At 72.8% G+C, this 15,872-nt stretch carries 15 protein-coding genes; 4 read left to right on the top strand and 11 right to left on the bottom strand.

Features of this window, described 5'->3' with window-relative positions; genetic code table 11:
- The first annotated feature begins 258 nt into the window (after nt 1–258).
- The 4 genes from hutU (at nt 259) to QIS99_RS16950 (ending at nt 5,128) form a co-directional block, all read left to right on the top strand.
- Nucleotides 259–1,935: a urocanate hydratase gene (hutU, locus tag QIS99_RS16965; RefSeq protein WP_282514238.1), complete on the top strand. Its 1,677-nt coding sequence runs from the start codon at nt 259–261 to the stop codon at nt 1,933–1,935.
- Entirely contained in the window at nt 1,932–2,915 is a 984-nt protein-coding gene (gene hutG, locus QIS99_RS16960; RefSeq protein ID WP_282514237.1) for a formimidoylglutamase, read from the top strand. The genes hutU and hutG overlap by 4 nt, the downstream gene beginning before the upstream one ends.
- Nucleotides 2,916–3,288: 373 nt before the next feature.
- Entirely contained in the window at nt 3,289–3,765 is a 477-nt protein-coding gene (locus tag QIS99_RS16955) for a hypothetical protein (RefSeq protein WP_282514236.1), read from the top strand.
- 94 nt (nt 3,766–3,859) lie between these two features.
- Complete coding sequence (locus QIS99_RS16950; RefSeq protein ID WP_408909575.1) at nt 3,860–5,128, top strand: phosphodiester glycosidase family protein; 1,269 nt, start codon at nt 3,860–3,862, stop codon at nt 5,126–5,128.
- A 107-nt stretch (nt 5,129–5,235) separates the two neighbouring features.
- Here the strand turns inward: QIS99_RS16950 and QIS99_RS16945 are convergent, their stop codons facing one another.
- From QIS99_RS16945 to QIS99_RS16895, 11 genes are all read right to left on the bottom strand, one after another.
- Nucleotides 5,236–5,430, bottom strand: coding sequence for a hypothetical protein (locus QIS99_RS16945; RefSeq protein ID WP_282514396.1), 195 nt, complete (start codon nt 5,428–5,430; stop codon nt 5,236–5,238).
- Between the two features lie 148 nt (nt 5,431–5,578).
- The gene (locus QIS99_RS16940) at nt 5,579–6,247 is read right to left on the bottom strand and encodes an ABC transporter ATP-binding protein (RefSeq protein ID WP_282514235.1); all 669 of its coding nucleotides are present in this window, start codon (nt 6,245–6,247) and stop codon (nt 5,579–5,581) included.
- Entirely contained in the window at nt 6,240–7,142 is a 903-nt protein-coding gene (locus QIS99_RS16935) for an ABC transporter ATP-binding protein (RefSeq protein WP_282514394.1), read from the bottom strand. Before QIS99_RS16935 ends, QIS99_RS16940 begins: the two co-directional genes overlap by 8 nt.
- Nucleotides 7,143–7,210: 68 nt before the next feature.
- Nucleotides 7,211–8,149 carry an ABC transporter permease gene (locus QIS99_RS16930; RefSeq protein WP_282514233.1) on the bottom strand — a complete coding sequence of 313 codons (939 nt, stop codon included), beginning with the start codon at nt 8,147–8,149 and terminating at the stop codon, nt 7,211–7,213.
- On the bottom strand, nt 8,142–9,107 hold the full coding sequence (locus QIS99_RS16925) for an ABC transporter permease (RefSeq protein ID WP_282514232.1): 966 nt from the start codon (nt 9,105–9,107) through the stop codon (nt 8,142–8,144). Before QIS99_RS16925 ends, QIS99_RS16930 begins: the two co-directional genes overlap by 8 nt.
- Nucleotides 9,108–9,139: 32 nt before the next feature.
- Complete coding sequence (locus tag QIS99_RS16920) at nt 9,140–10,738, bottom strand: ABC transporter substrate-binding protein (protein WP_282514231.1); 1,599 nt, start codon at nt 10,736–10,738, stop codon at nt 9,140–9,142.
- A 195-nt stretch (nt 10,739–10,933) separates the two neighbouring features.
- Nucleotides 10,934–12,064: an acyl-CoA dehydrogenase family protein gene (locus QIS99_RS16915; RefSeq protein WP_282514230.1), complete on the bottom strand. Its 1,131-nt coding sequence runs from the start codon at nt 12,062–12,064 to the stop codon at nt 10,934–10,936.
- Complete coding sequence (locus tag QIS99_RS16910) at nt 12,043–13,227, bottom strand: acyl-CoA dehydrogenase family protein (RefSeq protein WP_282514229.1); 1,185 nt, start codon at nt 13,225–13,227, stop codon at nt 12,043–12,045. The genes QIS99_RS16915 and QIS99_RS16910 overlap by 22 nt, the downstream gene beginning before the upstream one ends.
- Before the next feature lie 3 nt (nt 13,228–13,230).
- Nucleotides 13,231–14,193: an NADPH:quinone oxidoreductase family protein gene (locus tag QIS99_RS16905; RefSeq protein ID WP_282514228.1), complete on the bottom strand. Its 963-nt coding sequence runs from the start codon at nt 14,191–14,193 to the stop codon at nt 13,231–13,233.
- A gap of 129 nt (nt 14,194–14,322) precedes the next feature.
- The gene (locus QIS99_RS16900; protein WP_282514226.1) at nt 14,323–14,958 is read right to left on the bottom strand and encodes a helix-turn-helix domain-containing protein; all 636 of its coding nucleotides are present in this window, start codon (nt 14,956–14,958) and stop codon (nt 14,323–14,325) included.
- A 147-nt stretch (nt 14,959–15,105) separates the two neighbouring features.
- Entirely contained in the window at nt 15,106–15,840 is a 735-nt protein-coding gene (locus QIS99_RS16895; RefSeq protein WP_282514225.1) for a PIG-L deacetylase family protein, read from the bottom strand.
- Nucleotides 15,841–15,872: the final 32 nt, after the last annotated feature.

Below are 15,872 nucleotides of genomic sequence, written 5' to 3'. Positions count from 1 at the left end.
CGTGCCGCGTCCCGAGCCTCACCGGAAGTGTAGGCGAGCCGACTTGGGCCGGTCAGGCCCCCGGATCACGGGCGGGGGGCGATCGCGTTCTCGGATCCGAGAACTTCGCGCGGCGGCGCTGGATCGGGGCTCCGGCCGGGCCTGTCATGGAGCACAGCGGGCCGCGTTCCTCCGTACCGGCGTACCGACATACCCCACGGGAGGGGCGTGGGCCCCGCGCAGTTCCGCACCGACCTCCGTAAGCGATCTGGAGAGAACATGACCGGCACCTCCCCCGATGCCCGCCACATCCGCGCCCCCCGCGGCAGCGAACTCACCTGCCTCGGCTGGCAGCAGGAGGGCGCCCTGCGCATGCTCATGAACAACCTCGACCCGGAGGTCGCCGAGCACCCCGAGGACCTGGTCGTCTACGGCGGCACCGGCAAGGCCGCCCGCACCTGGGAGGCGTACGACGCGATCGTGCGCACCCTGAAGACGCTCAAGGACGACGAGACGATGCTCGTGCAGTCCGGCAAGCCGGTCGGCGTGATGCGCACCAGCGAGTGGGCGCCGCGCGTGCTGCTCGCCAACTCCAACCTGGTCGGCGACTGGGCCAACTGGGAGGAGTTCCGCTCCCTGGAGGCCCGCGGCCTGACCATGTACGGCCAGATGACCGCCGGTTCGTGGATCTACATCGGCAGCCAGGGCATCCTCCAGGGCACCTACGAGACCTTCGGCGCGGTCGCCCGCAAGAAGTTCGACGGCACCCTCGCCGGGACGATCACGCTGACCGCCGGCGTCGGCGGCATGGGCGGCGCGCAGCCGCTCGCGGTGACGATGAACGACGGCGTCGCGATCTGCGTCGACGTCGACGAGACCCGCATCGACCGCCGCATCGGCACCCGCTACCTGGACGTCAAGGCCGACAGCCTGGACCACGCCCTGGAGCTGGCGGTCAAGGCCCGCGACGAGCGCCGCGGCCTGTCCATCGGCGTCGTCGGCAACGCCGCCGAGATCTTCCCGGAGCTGCTGCGCCGCGAGGCCCCGATCGACATCGTCACCGACCAGACCTCCGCCCACGACCCGCTGGCCTACCTGCCCGTCGGCATCTCCGTCGAGGACTGGGACAAGGAGCGCGAGGCGGACCCGGCCGGCTTCACCGACAAGGCCCGCCACTCGATGCGCCTGCACGTCGAGGCCATGGTCGGCTTCCTGGACAAGGGCGCCGAGGTCTTCGACTACGGCAACTCGATCCGCGACGAGGCCCGCAAGGCCGGCTTCGACCGCGCCTTCGCCTTCCCCGGCTTCGTCCCGGCGCACATCCGCCCGCTGTTCGAGGAGGGCCTCGGCCCGTTCCGCTGGGCCGCCCTGTCCGGCGACCCGAAGGACATCGAGGCCACCGACAAGGCCATCAAGGAGCTGTTCCCGGAGAACAAGCACCTGCACCGCTGGCTCGACATGGCCGCCGAGCGCGTCTCCTTCGAGGGCCTGCCCGCCCGCATCTGCTGGCTCGGCTACGGCGAACGCCACCGCGCGGGCCTGAAGTTCAACGAGATGGTCGCCAACGGCGAGCTGTCCGCCCCGGTCGCCATCGGCCGCGACCACCTGGACTCCGGCTCGGTGGCCTCCCCCTACCGCGAGACCGAGGCCATGCTCGACGGGTCCGACGCGATCGCCGACTGGCCGCTGCTCAACGCCCTGGTCAACACCTCGTCCGGCGCCTCCTGGGTCTCGATCCACCACGGCGGCGGCGTCGGCATGGGCCGCTCCATCCACGCCGGTCAGGTCTGCATCGCCGACGGCACCGAGCTGGCCGCGCAGAAGCTGTCCCGCGTCCTCACCAACGACCCCGGCATGGGCGTCATCCGGCACGTCGACGCCGGGTACGACCACGCGAGCGACGTGGCCCGCGAGCGCGGCGTGCGCGTCCCGATGGCCGAGGGTGACGCCAAGTGAGCACGTCGTATGCCGTCCCCGTCGACGCGGCCGCGCAGCGGTGGCACGGACGGGACGACGGTCCCGGTGAGGCACATCTGCGCTGGCACCACGTCGTCGCTGCGGACTCCGGTGGTCCCGGCCCGTGGGACGCGACGTTCGTCGGCTTCCGCAGCGACGAGGGCGTACGGCGCAACAAGGGCCGGCAGGGCGCGGCCAACGGCCCCGCCGAACTCCGCGCCGCCCTGGCGCCGATGGCGCTCCCGGCCTCGCTGACCGCGCTGGACGCCGGTGACGTCGAAGTCGCCGACGGGGACCTGGAGTCGGGCCACCGCCGCCTCGGCGAGGCCGTCGCCGCGCTGCTCGACAGCGGCTCCCCGGTGATCGTCCTCGGCGGCGGCCACGAGGTGGCGTACGGCACGTACCTCGGGGTGCGCGAGAGCGCGGCGATGCGGTCCGGCGGGCGTCTCGCCGTCCTCAACCTGGACGCGCACTTCGACCTCCGGGACGACGTACGGCCCAGCTCCGGCACGCCGTTCCTGCAGATGGCGCGGAGCGAGGAGGAGCACGGGCGGCGACTGAACTACCAGGTCCTGGGCGTGAGTCAGCCGAGCAACACCGAGCACCTGTTCCGTACGGCGGACTCGCTCGGCGTGCGGTATCTGCCGGACACGGAGTGCGGGCTGCTGAACGTGGCCGCGGTGGACGCGTTCACCGACGCGTTCGTGGACAGCGGTGACGTGCTGCACCTGAGCATCGACCTCGACGTGCTGCCCGCCGCGGTCGCACCCGGCGTCAGCGCTCCGGCCGCGCACGGCGTCCCGATGGAGATCGTCGAGCGGGTCTGCGCCAAGGTCGCGGCGAGCGGCAAGCCGCTGGTCGTGGACGTGGCGGAGCTCAACCCCGACCTGGACGTCGACCACCGCACGGCCCGCGCGGGCGCCCGCCTGGTGCACCGCATCCTGACGGAGCGCCACGCGGCGCCCGGCCCGGCCGCCTGACCGGGCCCCCGGATCCGGTCGCCGGGCCGCGCAGCCGAGGACAGCCGCGGCCCGGCGACCGCACCAACTGCTTCCGTCACTCCTTTCCTCCCTCCTCGCTCCTCGCTCCTCGCTCCTCCCTCCTCGCTCCTCCCTCCTCCCCTACGGCCCGGGGTGCCCTCACACCCACGGGCTACCGGGGCCGGGCGCGTGCGGCGCCCGGCCCCGGTCGCATGACCAGCGGGTTCGGCTCGCGGCACGGACGGGCGACGCCCGTTCGGCGGCCCGCACCGAGGTGCTGGCGCGGGGACCGGCCACGTTCCATGAGAGCGCGGCGCGGTCAGGCAGCCGACGGACCCGAGACGACGGCCCGCGCCGGGAAGTGGGGTTCCCCATGCGCGCTGCACACCTGCTCGGCTCCCTCGCCCTCGCCTCGCTCGCCGTAGTCGGCGTGAGGGGGCAGGCCGTCGCGGGACCGGAGCCGTCCCTGTCGATCACGCCGAGCCCGGCCCCACCCGGCGCGTCCGTCGTGGTCTCCGTGTCCGGCGGCTGCACGGCGTCCTCGGCGACCGCCACGTCCGACGCGTTCACCGCCCGCGTGCCGCTCTCGATGGGCTCCGCCGGCGTCTACACCGGCAACGCCACCATCAAGTCCGACGCCGCGCCCGGCACGCACAAGGTCGACGTCGCCTGCCCCGGCGGCGGCACGTCCACGTACACGATCCAAGTCGCCGCCCGTGGCGTACGGGGCGGACTCGGCGGCGTGCAGGACGGCACGACGGGTACCGACATCGCGATCGGCGTCGGCCTCGTCGCCCTGGCGGGCGCGGGCACGATCGCGGTCCTGCGCCGCCGAGGCCGCCGCACCTGAAGGCGCCCTACGCGTACTGGTGAACTCCCCCACGAACTGGGACAGTTGAGCGACACGTTCCCGTGACGCATCAGGGGGTGCGGTGCCGCGCGCGATGTGGGTCGGACGGTTCGGACGGATCAGAACACCTCTCGGCGGAGCGCGGCGCGGGGCCGTGACTACCGCCCTCACCTGCGCCGCCCTCCTCGCCGGGGGCCTCGCCGGAGCCACACCCGCCGCGGCGGGCGGCGGGGACGACCCGTCGCCGGTGCGCGTCGCCCCCGGCGTCGAGTACCGCTCCTTCACCCTCCCCGCCTCCCACGGCCCGGCCCGCGCCCACCTGCTCACCGTGGACCTGCGCGACCCGCGCGTCCGGCTCGACCTGCTGTACCCGGGTGCCGTGGCGGCGCGCCGCACGGTCTCCGCGATGGCCGACGCGGCGGGCGCCGTGGCCGCGGTGAACGGGGACTTCTTCAACATCACGGAGACACAGCACCCGGGCGTCGAGGCGACCGGCGCCTCCGTGGGCCCGGCCGTGGCGAGCGGGCGGCAGCTCAAGGCGGCGGTGCCGGACGGCCAGCGGTTCGGCCCGGCACTGCCGCCGGGCACCCACACCCCGGATGTGTTCGGCGTCGGCGTCGACCGGCGCGCCCGCCTGGACCGGCTCGACCTGCACGGCACGGTCCGCACCGAGCACGCCCGACTGCCGCTCGGCGGGCTCAACCAGTACGCCCTGCCGGTCGGTTCGGTGGGCGCGTTCACCTCGGACTGGGGCACCGTGTCCCGGCTGCGCTCGGTGTGCGGCACGGACACGGACCGCGCCGCGCCGTGCAGCACGGACACGCACGAGGTGACCGTCCGGGCCGGGCGTGTCGTCGCCACGGCCGACACGCCGGGTGCCGGGCCGGTCGGCGCGCACGAGACGGTCCTGGTCGGCCGCGAGTCGGGCGCGCAGGCGTTACGGAAGCTGTCGGTGGGCGAACGGGTCCTCGTACGGCATCGGCTGGTCGCGGCGGATACGCGGGTCCCGTTCCGGTTCGCGGTGGGCGGCTATCCCGTACTGCGGGACGGGCGCCCGCTGCCCGGCCTTGACCCGCTGACGTCGGCGGTGCGCTCGGCGGTCGGCGTGTCGGACTCCGGGTACCGGCTGCATCTCCTCGCCCTGGACGGCGCGCCGGAGTTCCGTTCGGGCCTGACGATCGCCGAAGTGGCCCAACTGATGCGGGAGTTGGGGGCGCGGGACGCGTTCAGCCTGGACGGCGGCGGCTCCTCCACCCTCGCCTCCCGCGACCCGGGCGCGCCGGCGGTGACCGTACGGAACCATCCGAGCGGCGGCATCGAGCGGCCGGTTCCGAACGCGATCGGGGTGTTCGCGGACGGGTGAGTCAGCCGCGCTACGGGGTCCGGGGCATGCGAGCGAAGCCAGGGCGGAGTGCTTGAACTGTCCATGGAAAGGTGACAGTTGTTCATCAGTGCGCAACGCGCAACGCGTCACGGCTTCAGATCGCTCACAAGGTCCGCCGTCGCGGTGAGGCCGTTCTGAATCGTGGGCGCGAGGCTCGTGCCGGCCAGGTAGAAGCCGAGCAGGACGCAGATGATCGCGTGCGACAGCTTCAGCGCGCCGTTGCGCAGGAACACCACCGCAAGGATCAGCAGCAGCAGGAACACCGAAATCGAAATGGCCATGGTGGCTTCCTCCTCCGCCACGTCAACTCCGTGGCTCACGGCGGCCAGTGTGGCGGAGCGAGGGCGCCGTCCAGGTGAGTGACATGTCCCCCGAACGTGTACTGACGGGGCGTGACGGACAAGTCGCCCCAGTTGTCGCGCCGATGGGTCACTTGCCCGGGGAGGCCCCGAGGTCGCTCCACTCCGCCGTCCGGTCGCACCACCGCTGCAGCAGTACCCGGTCGTGGCCCACGGCGAGCAGGCCCGCGCCGGTCTCCGCGCGGTACTCCTCGACGACCGCCACGAGCGCGGCCGTCGTGGACGCGTCCAGCATCGCCGTCATCTCGTCGCACACCAGCCAGCGCGGCCGCAGCACCAACGCGCGGGCCAGGCAGGCGCGTTGCAGCTGACCGTCGCTGACCTCGTGCGGGCGGCGGCCGAGCAGTTCCGGACCGAGGCCGACCTTTTCCGCCAACTCCCGTACGTTATACGTGACTTCATTGCCGCGGCCGTTCGCGCGCAGCGGTTCCGCGATCAGGTCGGTGAGGCGCAGGCGCGGGTCGGCGGAGAGCCGGGGCTGCTGGAAGACCACGCCGAACGCGGTGCGCCGGGCGCGCGGGGCACGGTGGCGCCAGCCGGCGGCGGCCTCGCCGTCGATCACCACACGGCCGGCGTCCGGCCGGTGCAGGAGGGCCCCGACCCGGGCCAGCGTGGACTTGCCGCAGCCGCTCGGCCCGAGCAGGCCGACGGCCTCACCGGGGGCGACGGTCAGGGAGACGTCACGGAAGACGGGCACGCGGCGCTCGTACCCGGCGGTGACGTCCTGGAGTTCAAGCACGCTGGGCCTCCAGGGCGTGGTGGCAGGCGACACCGTCGTCGAGCGGCGGCAGCACCGCGCAGGCGGAGGTGGCGGTGGGGCAGCGCGGGGCGAAGGCGCAGCCCGCGGGCAGGTCGGCCAGCTCGGGCGGCATGCCGGGGATCGGGGTGAACTCCCGCTCGGGCAGAGCGTCCAGGAGGCCACGGGCGTACGGGTGGCGGGGTCCCGGCTCGCCGAAGAAGGCGCGGGCGTCGGCGTGTTCGACGATGCGGCCCGCGTACATGACGGCGATCCGGTCGGCGATGCGCTCGGCGGCCGCCAGGTCGTGGGTGATCATCAACAGGGCGCGCGTCTCGCCGGTGTGCCGCTTCAGCTCGTCGACGGTGCGCTCGACCAGGTCCCGGTCGAGCCCGGTGGTGGGCTCGTCGGCGAGCAGCAGCGGGGCGTCGCCGATGAGGGCGAGCGCGGTGGCGGCGCGCTGGGCGAGGCCGCCGGAGAGCTGGTGCGGGTACCGGTCGAGGTGGCCGTCGGGGAACGCGGCCCGCTCGGCCGCCGCCACCGCCGCCTTGCGGATGCCTGGCTTCGGGGTGTCGGTCAACTCCCGTACGGTCTCCTCCAGTTGGGAGCGGACCGTGCGTACGGGCGTGAGGTGCGCGGCGGGCGACTGCGGGACGAGTCCGATGCGCCGCCCGCGCACGGTACGGGCCAGGGTCCGCTCGTCCGCGCGCAACAGGTCGATGTCGTCGCCGAGGAGGGCGCTGCCCGCGGTCTCGGCGTTGCCGGGGAGCAGGCCGAGCAGCGCGGAGGCGAGCACGGACTTGCCGCAGCCGCTCTCCCCGACGAGGGCCAGGCACTCCCCGGCGGCCAGCTCGAAGTGCGCGTCGCTGACGGCCCGTACGAACGTGCCGCCGCGCATCCGGAAGCGTACGGAGAGGCCCTGGACGGACAGGACGGGTGCCGACGGCCCCGGGAACGTCGAGGTGGTCACAGCATCAGCTCCGATCGGCGGCGCGGGTTGAGCCGCTCCCGCCAGGCGCCCGCGAGCCCGGCGATGGCCAGGGTGGGCACGATGATGAAGAGGCCGGGGAACAGCGTCGGCCACCAGTCGCCGGCGAGCAGCGAGCCGCGGGCGGCCTGCACGAGGGTGCCGAGGCTGGCCTGGTGCGTGGGCAGGCCGAGGCCGAGGAAGGACAGCGCGGACTCGTGAAAGATGGCGTGCGGCACCATCAGGACCGCGGCGAGCCCGGCCTGCGGCAGTACGCCCGGCAGCAGATGGCGCACGGCGACCCGCCACCGGGAGGCGCCGCCGGAGATCGCGGCGTCGACGTACGGCCGGGAGCGCAGCGACAGCACCTCGGAGCGGACGATGCGGGCCGTGGACAGCCAGTGGGTGAGCGCCACGGAGATCACCACGGGCCAGACGCCGGGCGTGAACATCGCCACGATGAAGATGCCGAGCAGCAGGTGCGGCACGGACGAGAACAGGTCGACGAGGCGCATCACGACCCGGTCGAACCAGCCGCCCGAGGCCGCCGCGGCAGCGCCCACGGCGGTGCCGATGACCGTCGCCACGACCGCGGCGACGACCCCGACGAGCAGCGAGACGCGCAGCCCGTACACGCAGCGAAGCAGCAGGTCGCGGCCCACGTCGTCGGTGCCGAAGGGGTGTGCGAGGGACGGCGGTTGGAGTTTGGCGGCGAGGTCGACGGCCTGTTCGTCGAGCTGCACCAGCGGCGGCACGACAAGGACGGCGAGGACGACGAGCCCGACGATCACGGCGGAGCTGCGCACCCGCCACGCGCGCGTGGAGCGGCGCACGGTCCCGGCGGGCTTCCAGGTCACGGGCGCGGTCTTGGCGGCCTCAGGCGCGGTCTTGGCGGTCTCAGGCGCGGTCTTGGCGGTCTCAGGCGCGGTCTCAGCCATCGAATCCCACCCTCGGGTCGGCCAGTCCGTAAAGGAGGTCGGAGAGCAGGTTGCCGAGCAGCACCGCGATCGTGGCGAGCACGGTGAGCGCGGCGAGCAGCGGGAAGTCCACGGAGGTGGCGGCCTGCACGGTGGCGGCGGCGATGCCGGGCCAGCTGAACACGGTCTCCACGAGCAGCGCGCCCGTGATGAGTTCGGGTACGCGCGAGCCGATCAGGGTGAGGACCGGGAGCAGCCCGGAGCGCAGGGCGTGCCCGAGGAGCACGGTCCGCGCGGCGAGCCCACGCGCGCGTGCGCCGCGCACCGGGTCCTCCTCCAGGGCGTCGGCGACACCTTGGCGTACGTAGAGCACGAACCAGGGCAGCTGCGAGAGCGCCAGGACGGCGGCGGGCAGCACGAGATGGCTCGCGACCTGGTCGAAGGTGACCGTGGCCGAGCCGGTGTCGGTGAGTCCGCCCGCCGGGAGCACGCCCAGCTTGAGCGCGAACAGCCACATGGCGAGCAGCCCGAGCCAGAACGGCGGGGCGGCCTCCAGGGTGTACGCGAGGGAGGTGATCCCGCGGTCGAACCAGCCGCCCTGGCGGCGGGCGGCGAGCAGGCCGAGGGCGGTGCCGAGCAGCACGGCCACGGCGAACGCCACGGTGGCGAGGAGCACGGACCAGCCGACCCGCTCGACGAGGACCTGGGCGACGGGCTGGCGCAGGACCGCCGAGTCGCCGAGGTCACCGGTGACGGCGTGGGTCAGCCACTCCCACCAGCGGGTGACCAGCGGCTGGTCCACGCCGAGGTTGGCGCGCAGCTGGTCGAGGTTCTCCTGCGAGGCGGTGAGCCCGGCGGTGCCCGCGTACGCCTTGACGGGGTCGAAGGGCGAGGCCGCGGCGACGGCGAAGACGCCGAAGGTGACGGCGAGCAGGACGGGCACGGCGAACAGGGCCCGCCGTGCCGTCATGCGCGCCATCGGCCCCCAAGGGAGCTTTCTGGAGGGGGAGTTCACTTCGTCGGCTGCCAGTCCTCGACGTTCCACCAGGGGCCGGAGGCGAGGCCGTGGTCGTGCGGCTCGACCTGGGTGGTGAGGTCGCCGAAGCGCTTGTCGACGACGTACAGGTGGTCGATGTGCGTGAGGAAGGTGTAGGCCGGGTTCTTCACCAGCTCGCGCTGGATGGTGTCGTACGCGGCCTTCCGCTTGCCCTTGTCGTCGGTCTTGCGGGCGTCTTCGAGGGCCTTGTCGACGGTGGGGTTGTCGTACCAGGCCATGTTGTTGAAGCCGTCACCGGCGAGCTTGGAGGCGAGGAGGGGGTACTGGTCGAAGTCGGGGTCGGCGGGAGAGCCGCCGCCCGCGAGCACGGCATCGGTCTTCATCCTCGGCTCGATGACCTCCCAGGTGCCGGCCTGGACCTTGACCTCGATGCCGGCCTTCTTGGCGTCGGAGGCGTAGGCGAGGGCGTGGTCCTGGCGCAGCTTGTCGCCGGACAGGTACCAGAGCGGGAACGAGGCGCGCACGCCGTCCTTCTCCCGGATTCCGTCCTCGCCCTTCTTCCAGCCGGCGTCGTCGAGGATCTGCTCGGCCTTCTTCAGGTCGTGCTCGCGCTCGGTGCCCTCGGTGAACCACTCGCTGTCGGTGGGCACCGGCCCGTAGGCCTCCTTGCCCGCGCCGTAGAGGATGGAGTCGACCATCGCCTTGCGGTCGACGGCGACGTCCAGGGCGCGGCGGACGGCGGTGTCGCCGGTGACCTTGTTGTGCGAGGGCAGGGTGACGAGCCGGTAGTCGAAGCTCTTCGCGGTGTACGTGGTCTTGTCCTGGTCGTCCTTGAAGCCCTTGGCCAGGTTGGGCGGCAGGATCGCGCCGTCGAGGTCGCCGGAGCGCAGGCGGGTGGCGCGGACGTCGTCGTCCTTGATGACCGCCATGGTGAACTTCTTGATCTTCGGCGCGCCGCCCCAGTAGTCGGGGTTGGCCTTGAAGGTGAGCTTCTCGCCCTTGGACCACTTGACCAGCTCGTACGGTCCGGTGCCGATGGGCTTGGTGGTGAAGGGGCCGCTGTTCACGTCCTGCTTGCCGGCCACGTGCTCGGGCGCGATGGGCAGCACGGTCCGCTCGGCGAAGGGGGCGTAGGGGTACTTCAGATGGAAGACGACCTGGTCCTCGCCCTTCGCCTCGACGGACTTCAGGGCGTCCAGCTCGGTCCTGGAGGCGTTGTTGGTCTTCTTGTCGAGGATGGTCTCGTACGTGAAGACGACGTCCTTCGCGGTGAACGGCTTCCCGTCGGAGAACTTCACGCCCTTGCGGAGCTGGTACGTGTACGTCTTGCCGTCGTCGCTCACTTTCGGCAGCTCGGCGGCGAGGGCGGGCTTGAGCTGCATGTCCGCGTCGTGGGTGAGCAGCCCGTCGAAGATCTTGGAGTTGCCGTCCTTGCCGTAGCCGAGGAGCGGGCTGAGGCTGTCGGGCTCGTAAGCGATGCCGACGACGGCACTGTCCTGCGCGCCGTTCCGCCCCGAGCCGTCGCTCGGCGCGGAGCAGGCCGAGGCGGCCAGGGCCAGCGCGGTGACCGCGGTGAGCGCGCCGCCCGCGGTGCGTATCGATCGGGCCGTCATGCCCACACCCCTGTTCAAGATCAGCTGTTATTGCGAACGGGTCGCAATTATGCCGTACAGGGGAGGAGGGCAGGGACAGGGGCAGCGGCAGGGGCACGGGCATGGGCATGGGCATGGGCATGGGCATGGGCATGGGTAAGCGGACGGGCTGACGTGGAACCCCGACAGGGGGCGGGGGAAGACCCCCGCCGCCCCCTACGGCGCCTCCAGCCCCACCAGCTCCCCCACCGCCTCCCGGTGCCGCCCCGCCGAACCGAGCCCCACCGCATCCGCCTTGGCGCGCTTCAGGTACAGGTGCACCGGGTGCTCCCACGTCATGCCGATGCCGCCGTGCAACTGCAGCGCCTCCTCCGCCGCGTGCACCGCGACCGGGGAGCAGTAGGCCTGCGCGAGGGCGGCCGCGAGCGGGGCCTCCGCGCTCGACGTGGCCAGCGCGTCCGCCGCGTTGCGGGCCGCCGCGCGGGCGTTGACCGTCTCCAGCCACAGGTCGGCCAGGCGATGCTTGAGCGCCTGGAACGAGCCGACGGGGCGGTTGAACTGGTGCCGGTCGCGGGTGTGGGCGACGGTCTCCGTCAAGCACCAGTCGGCGAGGCCGAGTTGCTCGGAGGCGAGCAGCGCGGCTCCGGCCCGCAGACCACGTCGTACGGCCGTGTCCGGGTCCTCGCTGATCGGCTCTCCGCCGCGGGCGCCGTCGAGGGTGACGTCGGCGAGGGGCCGGGTCTGGTCGAGGGAGGTGCGCGGGGTGACGGTGACGCCGTCCTGGTCGGCGGCGAGCGTGTAGAGGGCGTCGTCGGTGGCGACGTAGAGGAGATCGGCGCCCGCCGCGTCGGCGACCGCCGTCACCGTGCCGTGCAGGAGCCCGTCGGAGCTGCGGCGCACCCGCGCGTACGGGGCGTGCGGCGCCGTCGTGAACGGAACGACGAGGGCGCCGATCTGGCGTCCGGAGGCCAACTCCGCGAGCTGCGCGCCCACTTGGGGCCTCTCCGCCGGACAGCCGAGCAGCGTCTCGACGGCCACCACCGCACTGCTCAGATACGGCACGGGCGCCACGGCGCGTCCCAGCTCCTCCAGGACTACGGCCGCCTCGCGGTGCGTGGCGCCCTGGCCGCCGAGCTTCTCCGGTACGAGGAGTCCGGCCAGGCCCATCTCCGTCGCGAGGGTCTTCCACAGCTCGCGGTCGTACGGCTCGTCGGTCTCGATCCGGGCCAGGACGTCGGCCGCGGTGCAGTGGTCGGTCAGCACGTCCCGTACCGCCGCACGCAGTTCGGTCTCGGTCTCCGAGTAGAGGAGGTCCACAGAGGTGCTCACCTGGCCAGGTCCTTCCATGCGACGTCCTTGTCGGTGCGCGGCTCGGAGGGCAGTCCGAGGACGCGTTCGGCGACGATGTTCAGCAGGACCTCGCTGGTCCCGCCCTCGATGCTGTTGCCCTTGGCGCGCAGATAGCGGTAGCCCGCGTCACGCCCGGTGAAGTCGACGATGTCGGGGCGGCGCATCGTCCAGTCCTCGTACGACAGGCCGTCCTCGCCGAGGAGTTCGAGCTCCAGGCCGCTGATGCGCTGGTTGAGCCGGGCGAAGCCGAGCTTCATGCCGGAGCCCTCGGGGCCCGGCTGGCCGGCGACGAGCTGCTGGCGCAGGCGTTCCCCGGTGAGGCGCGCGACCTCGGCCTCGACCCACAGCTTCAGGAGTTCCTGGTGCAGATCGTGGGTGCGCAGCTCGGGGCGCGCGCGCCAGGTCTCGACGACCGGGCCGATCATGCCGCCCTCGCGGGGCAGCCGCATGCCGCCGATGGCCACGCGCTCGTTCATGAGCGTGGTCTGCGCGACCCGCCAGCCGTCGCCGACCTCGCCGAGGCGGTGCGCGTCGGGGATGCGCACGTCGGAGAGGAACACCTCGTTGAACTCGGCCTCGCCGGTGATCTGCCGCAGCGGCCGCACCTCGACGCCGGGGTCGGTCATGTCGCACACGAAGTACGTGATGCCGCGGTGCTTGGGCTGCGCCGGGTCGGTACGGGCGATGAGGATGGCCCAGCGGGCGTTGTGCGCGTTGGACGTCCACACCTTCTGCCCGTTGACCACCCAGTCGTCGCCCTCCCTGACCGCGCGTGTGCCGAGCGCCGCGAGGTCGGATCCGGCGCCGGGCTCCGAGAACAGCTGGCACCACACCTCCTCGCCCAGCCACAGCGGCCTGAGCCAGCGCCGCCTCTGCTCCTCGGTGCCGTACGCGAGGATCGTGGGCGCGGCCATGCCGAGGCCGATGCCGATGCGCCGCGGGTCGTTGTCGGGCGCGCCCGCCGCCTCCAACTCGGCTTCCACGACGGCCTGTTGGGCGCGCGGCAGGCCGAGGCCGCCGAGCCCTTCGGGGAAGTGCACCCAGGCGAGCCCGGCGTCGAAGCGCGCTTCGAGGAAGGCCTCGCGCGGGGTGGAAGCGATCGGGTGCGCGGCAAGCAACTCCCGTACACGATCGCGCAGTTGAGCCTCACTGATCGTCATGGATCAGGCTCCTTCCGGGACGATCGCCACGCGGCCGGTGGTGACGCCGTCGGCGACGCGCTGCACGGCGGCGGCGCCGTCCTTCAGGGCGACCCGTTCGCTGATCAGCGGCTTGATGGCGCCCTTCGCGGCGAGTTCGGTGAGCGTGTCGTGGCAGCGGCGGACCGCCTCGGGGTCCTTGGTGTTGTAGAGGCCCCAGTGCAGGCCGACGACCGAGTAGTTCTTCACCAGGGCGTGGTTGAGCGCGGGCGTCGGAATGGCCCCGCTCGCGAAGCCGACGACGAGGATGCGGCCCTCGAAGGCCACGCACTTCGTGGACTTGGCGTACGCGTCGCCGCCCACCGGGTCGTAGACGACATCCGCGCCCCGGCCGCCCGTGGCCTCCTTGACGGCGGAGATGAGATCGTCGCTGCGCCGGTCGATGACGACGTCGCAGCCCAACTCCTCGGCCACGCACGCCTTTTCGGGGCCGCCGACGACTCCGATGACCTTGGCGCCCGCGGCCTTGCCGAGCTGTACGGCGGCCGAGCCGACCCCGCCGGCGGCGGCGTGCACGAGCAGCGTCTCGCCGGGCTGCAGGGCGGCCCGCCGGTGCAGCCCGAACCAGCCGGTCTGGTAGCCGATGTGCAGCGCGGCGGCCTCGGCGTCGTCGAGCGCGTCGGGCGCGGGCAGCACGGCGGCCGCGTCGGCGACCGCGTACTCGGCGAAGCCGCCGTACGGCAGGGCCGGGTTGGCGAGGACGCGGCGGCCGTCCTCGGTCTCGCCGCAGATCTCCACGCCGGGCGTGAACGGCAGCGGCGGCCGGACCTGGTACTGGCCGCGGCAGAGCAGCGCGTCCGGGAAGTTGATGTTGGCGGCCCGCACCTTGAGCAGCACCTGCCCCTCGGCGGGCGTGGGCGCATCCGTCTCTTCCAGGCGCATCACCTCGCCGGGCTCGCCGTTCTCGTGCACTCGCCATGCCTGCATGCGGGGCCTCCACGGAGGGTCGTGAACCAAGCTCTCTCGCCGAGCTCATCGCATACTAAGCGGTCGCTTGCCCCCCTGGGAACCCATATCGAACCGCTTCTTCGGCTACTTCTGCAGCTACTTCTTCAGCTACTTCTTCGCGGACGGCTTGGCCCGTACGTGCATCCGCTCGCCCTGCGGGCCGAAGAGGCTCAGGAACTCCACGCCGCCGCCGTCCGCCGGGCCGAACCAGTGCGGCAGCCGGCAGTCGAACTCGGCGGCCTCGCCGGTGCCGAGCACCACGTCGTGGTCGGCGAGCAGCAGCCGCAGCTTGCCGGAGAGGACGTACAGCCACTCGTACCCCTCGTGGGTGCGCTGTTCCGGCACCTCGGTGAGCTGGGGGATCACCACCTTGTACGCCTGGAGGCCGCCGGGCTGGCGGGTCAGCGGCACCATCGTGCGGCCGTTGCGGACGATCGGCTTGGCCCGCACACGCGGGTCGCCGACCGGCGGGGCGCCGACCAGTTCGTCGAGCGGGACCTGGTGGGCGCGGGCGATCGGCAGGAGGAGTTCGAGGCTGGGCTTGCGGTGGCCGGACTCCAGGCGCGACAGGGTGCTGACGGAGATCCCCGTGACCTCGGAGAGCCCCGCGAGGGTGGCGCCGCGGTCCTTGCGAATCCGGCGGAGCCTGGGCCCGACCTCGGCGAGGACGTCCTCGGTGCCTTCGGGGGCGGGCTCGTGGGCGTGGGCGTGGGCGTGCGGGTCGTGCTGCCGTGTCCGGGTCATGCGGGCCATTGCATTTTCAGCAAGCCATGTTGTCAAGACAGCCGCTCGTGAGGGGGGCAGTCCATGTCGGCTCCGACGTGCCATCGATCACGCCGCCCCCCTCATACCCGCCGTTCCTGACAGTGCGCCAGGTCAACGGTCGGGGGCTCAACGGCTGAAGACCTCGAACCCGACCGCGGGCCGCCCGCCGAACCGGTCGGCGACCATCGAGGTGCCCATGTCGAGGATCGAGCGCGCGTAGCCCTCCGGGTCCTCGTCCGTCAACGCCTCGATGTACGCGCGGTGTTCGAGCAGCGAGCGCACCCCGCGCTCGTAGCCGGGGCCTGCGTCCTGGGCGTGCGTCGGGGTGTCCGAACCGGCGATCGCGACCCAGCGCACCCCGTTCCACGGCTCCAGGCCCTGCTCGGTCAGCTCGGGGAAGATCCAGCGGTTGCCCGCGTCGCCCACCGCGTCGAGCGCGGCGCGGCCGACGGCGACGTGGTCGGGCGTGTTCCAGAACGCCCCGCCGGCCCAGGTCTCGCGGTGGTTCAGGGTGATGACGAGTTCGGGGCGGTGGCGGCGTACGGCGGCGGCGATGTCGCGGCGCAGGGCCGTGCCGTACTCGACAACGCCGTCCCGGTGGTCGAGAAACTCCACGTTCGCCACGCCCACGACGGCGGCGCCGGCGCGCTGCTCGCGCTCGCGGAGCGCGGCGCACTCGGTGGGGGCGACGCTGTCGATTCCGGCCTCGCCTCGGGTGGCGAGGAGGTACGTGACGTCCCTGCCGCCGTCCGTCCAGTGCGCGACCGCGGCCGCGCAGCCGTACTCCAGGTCGTCCGGGTGGGCGACGACGGCGAGGGCGCGCTGCCAGTCTTCGGGCATGGGCTTCAACTGATCGGTCATGGGGGAAGGTTATGCGGGCGCGCGGGTCTTGT

This window comes from Streptomyces solicavernae (assembly GCF_029968095.1).
GTDB classification, from domain to species: domain Bacteria; phylum Actinomycetota; class Actinomycetes; order Streptomycetales; family Streptomycetaceae; genus Streptomyces; species Streptomyces solicavernae.
This window is presented reverse-complemented; position numbering and strand designations above follow the sequence as displayed.

Excerpts from the sequence above, each read along its gene's own strand:
- hutU (WP_282514238.1), top strand. The coding sequence starts at position 259 with ATGACCGGCACCTCCCCCGATGCCCGCCACATCCGCGCCCCCCGCGGC.
- QIS99_RS16955 (WP_282514236.1), top strand. The coding sequence starts at position 3,289 with ATGCGCGCTGCACACCTGCTCGGCTCCCTCGCCCTCGCCTCGCTCGCC.
- QIS99_RS16950 (WP_408909575.1), top strand. The coding sequence starts at position 3,860 with ATGTGGGTCGGACGGTTCGGACGGATCAGAACACCTCTCGGCGGAGCG.
- QIS99_RS16945 (WP_282514396.1), bottom strand. The coding sequence starts at position 5,430 with ATGGCCATTTCGATTTCGGTGTTCCTGCTGCTGCTGATCCTTGCGGTG.
- QIS99_RS16935 (WP_282514394.1), bottom strand. The coding sequence starts at position 7,142 with ATGCGCGGCGGCACGTTCGTACGGGCCGTCAGCGACGCGCACTTCGAG.
- QIS99_RS16930 (WP_282514233.1), bottom strand. The coding sequence starts at position 8,149 with ATGGCTGAGACCGCGCCTGAGACCGCCAAGACCGCGCCTGAGACCGCC.
- QIS99_RS16925 (WP_282514232.1), bottom strand. The coding sequence starts at position 9,107 with ATGGCGCGCATGACGGCACGGCGGGCCCTGTTCGCCGTGCCCGTCCTG.
- QIS99_RS16920 (WP_282514231.1), bottom strand. The coding sequence starts at position 10,738 with ATGACGGCCCGATCGATACGCACCGCGGGCGGCGCGCTCACCGCGGTC.
- QIS99_RS16915 (WP_282514230.1), bottom strand. The coding sequence starts at position 12,064 with ATGGAAGGACCTGGCCAGGTGAGCACCTCTGTGGACCTCCTCTACTCG.
- QIS99_RS16910 (WP_282514229.1), bottom strand. The coding sequence starts at position 13,227 with ATGACGATCAGTGAGGCTCAACTGCGCGATCGTGTACGGGAGTTGCTT.
- QIS99_RS16905 (WP_282514228.1), bottom strand. The coding sequence starts at position 14,193 with ATGCAGGCATGGCGAGTGCACGAGAACGGCGAGCCCGGCGAGGTGATG.
- QIS99_RS16900 (WP_282514226.1), bottom strand. The coding sequence starts at position 14,958 with ATGACCCGGACACGGCAGCACGACCCGCACGCCCACGCCCACGCCCAC.
- QIS99_RS16895 (WP_282514225.1), bottom strand. The coding sequence starts at position 15,840 with ATGACCGATCAGTTGAAGCCCATGCCCGAAGACTGGCAGCGCGCCCTC.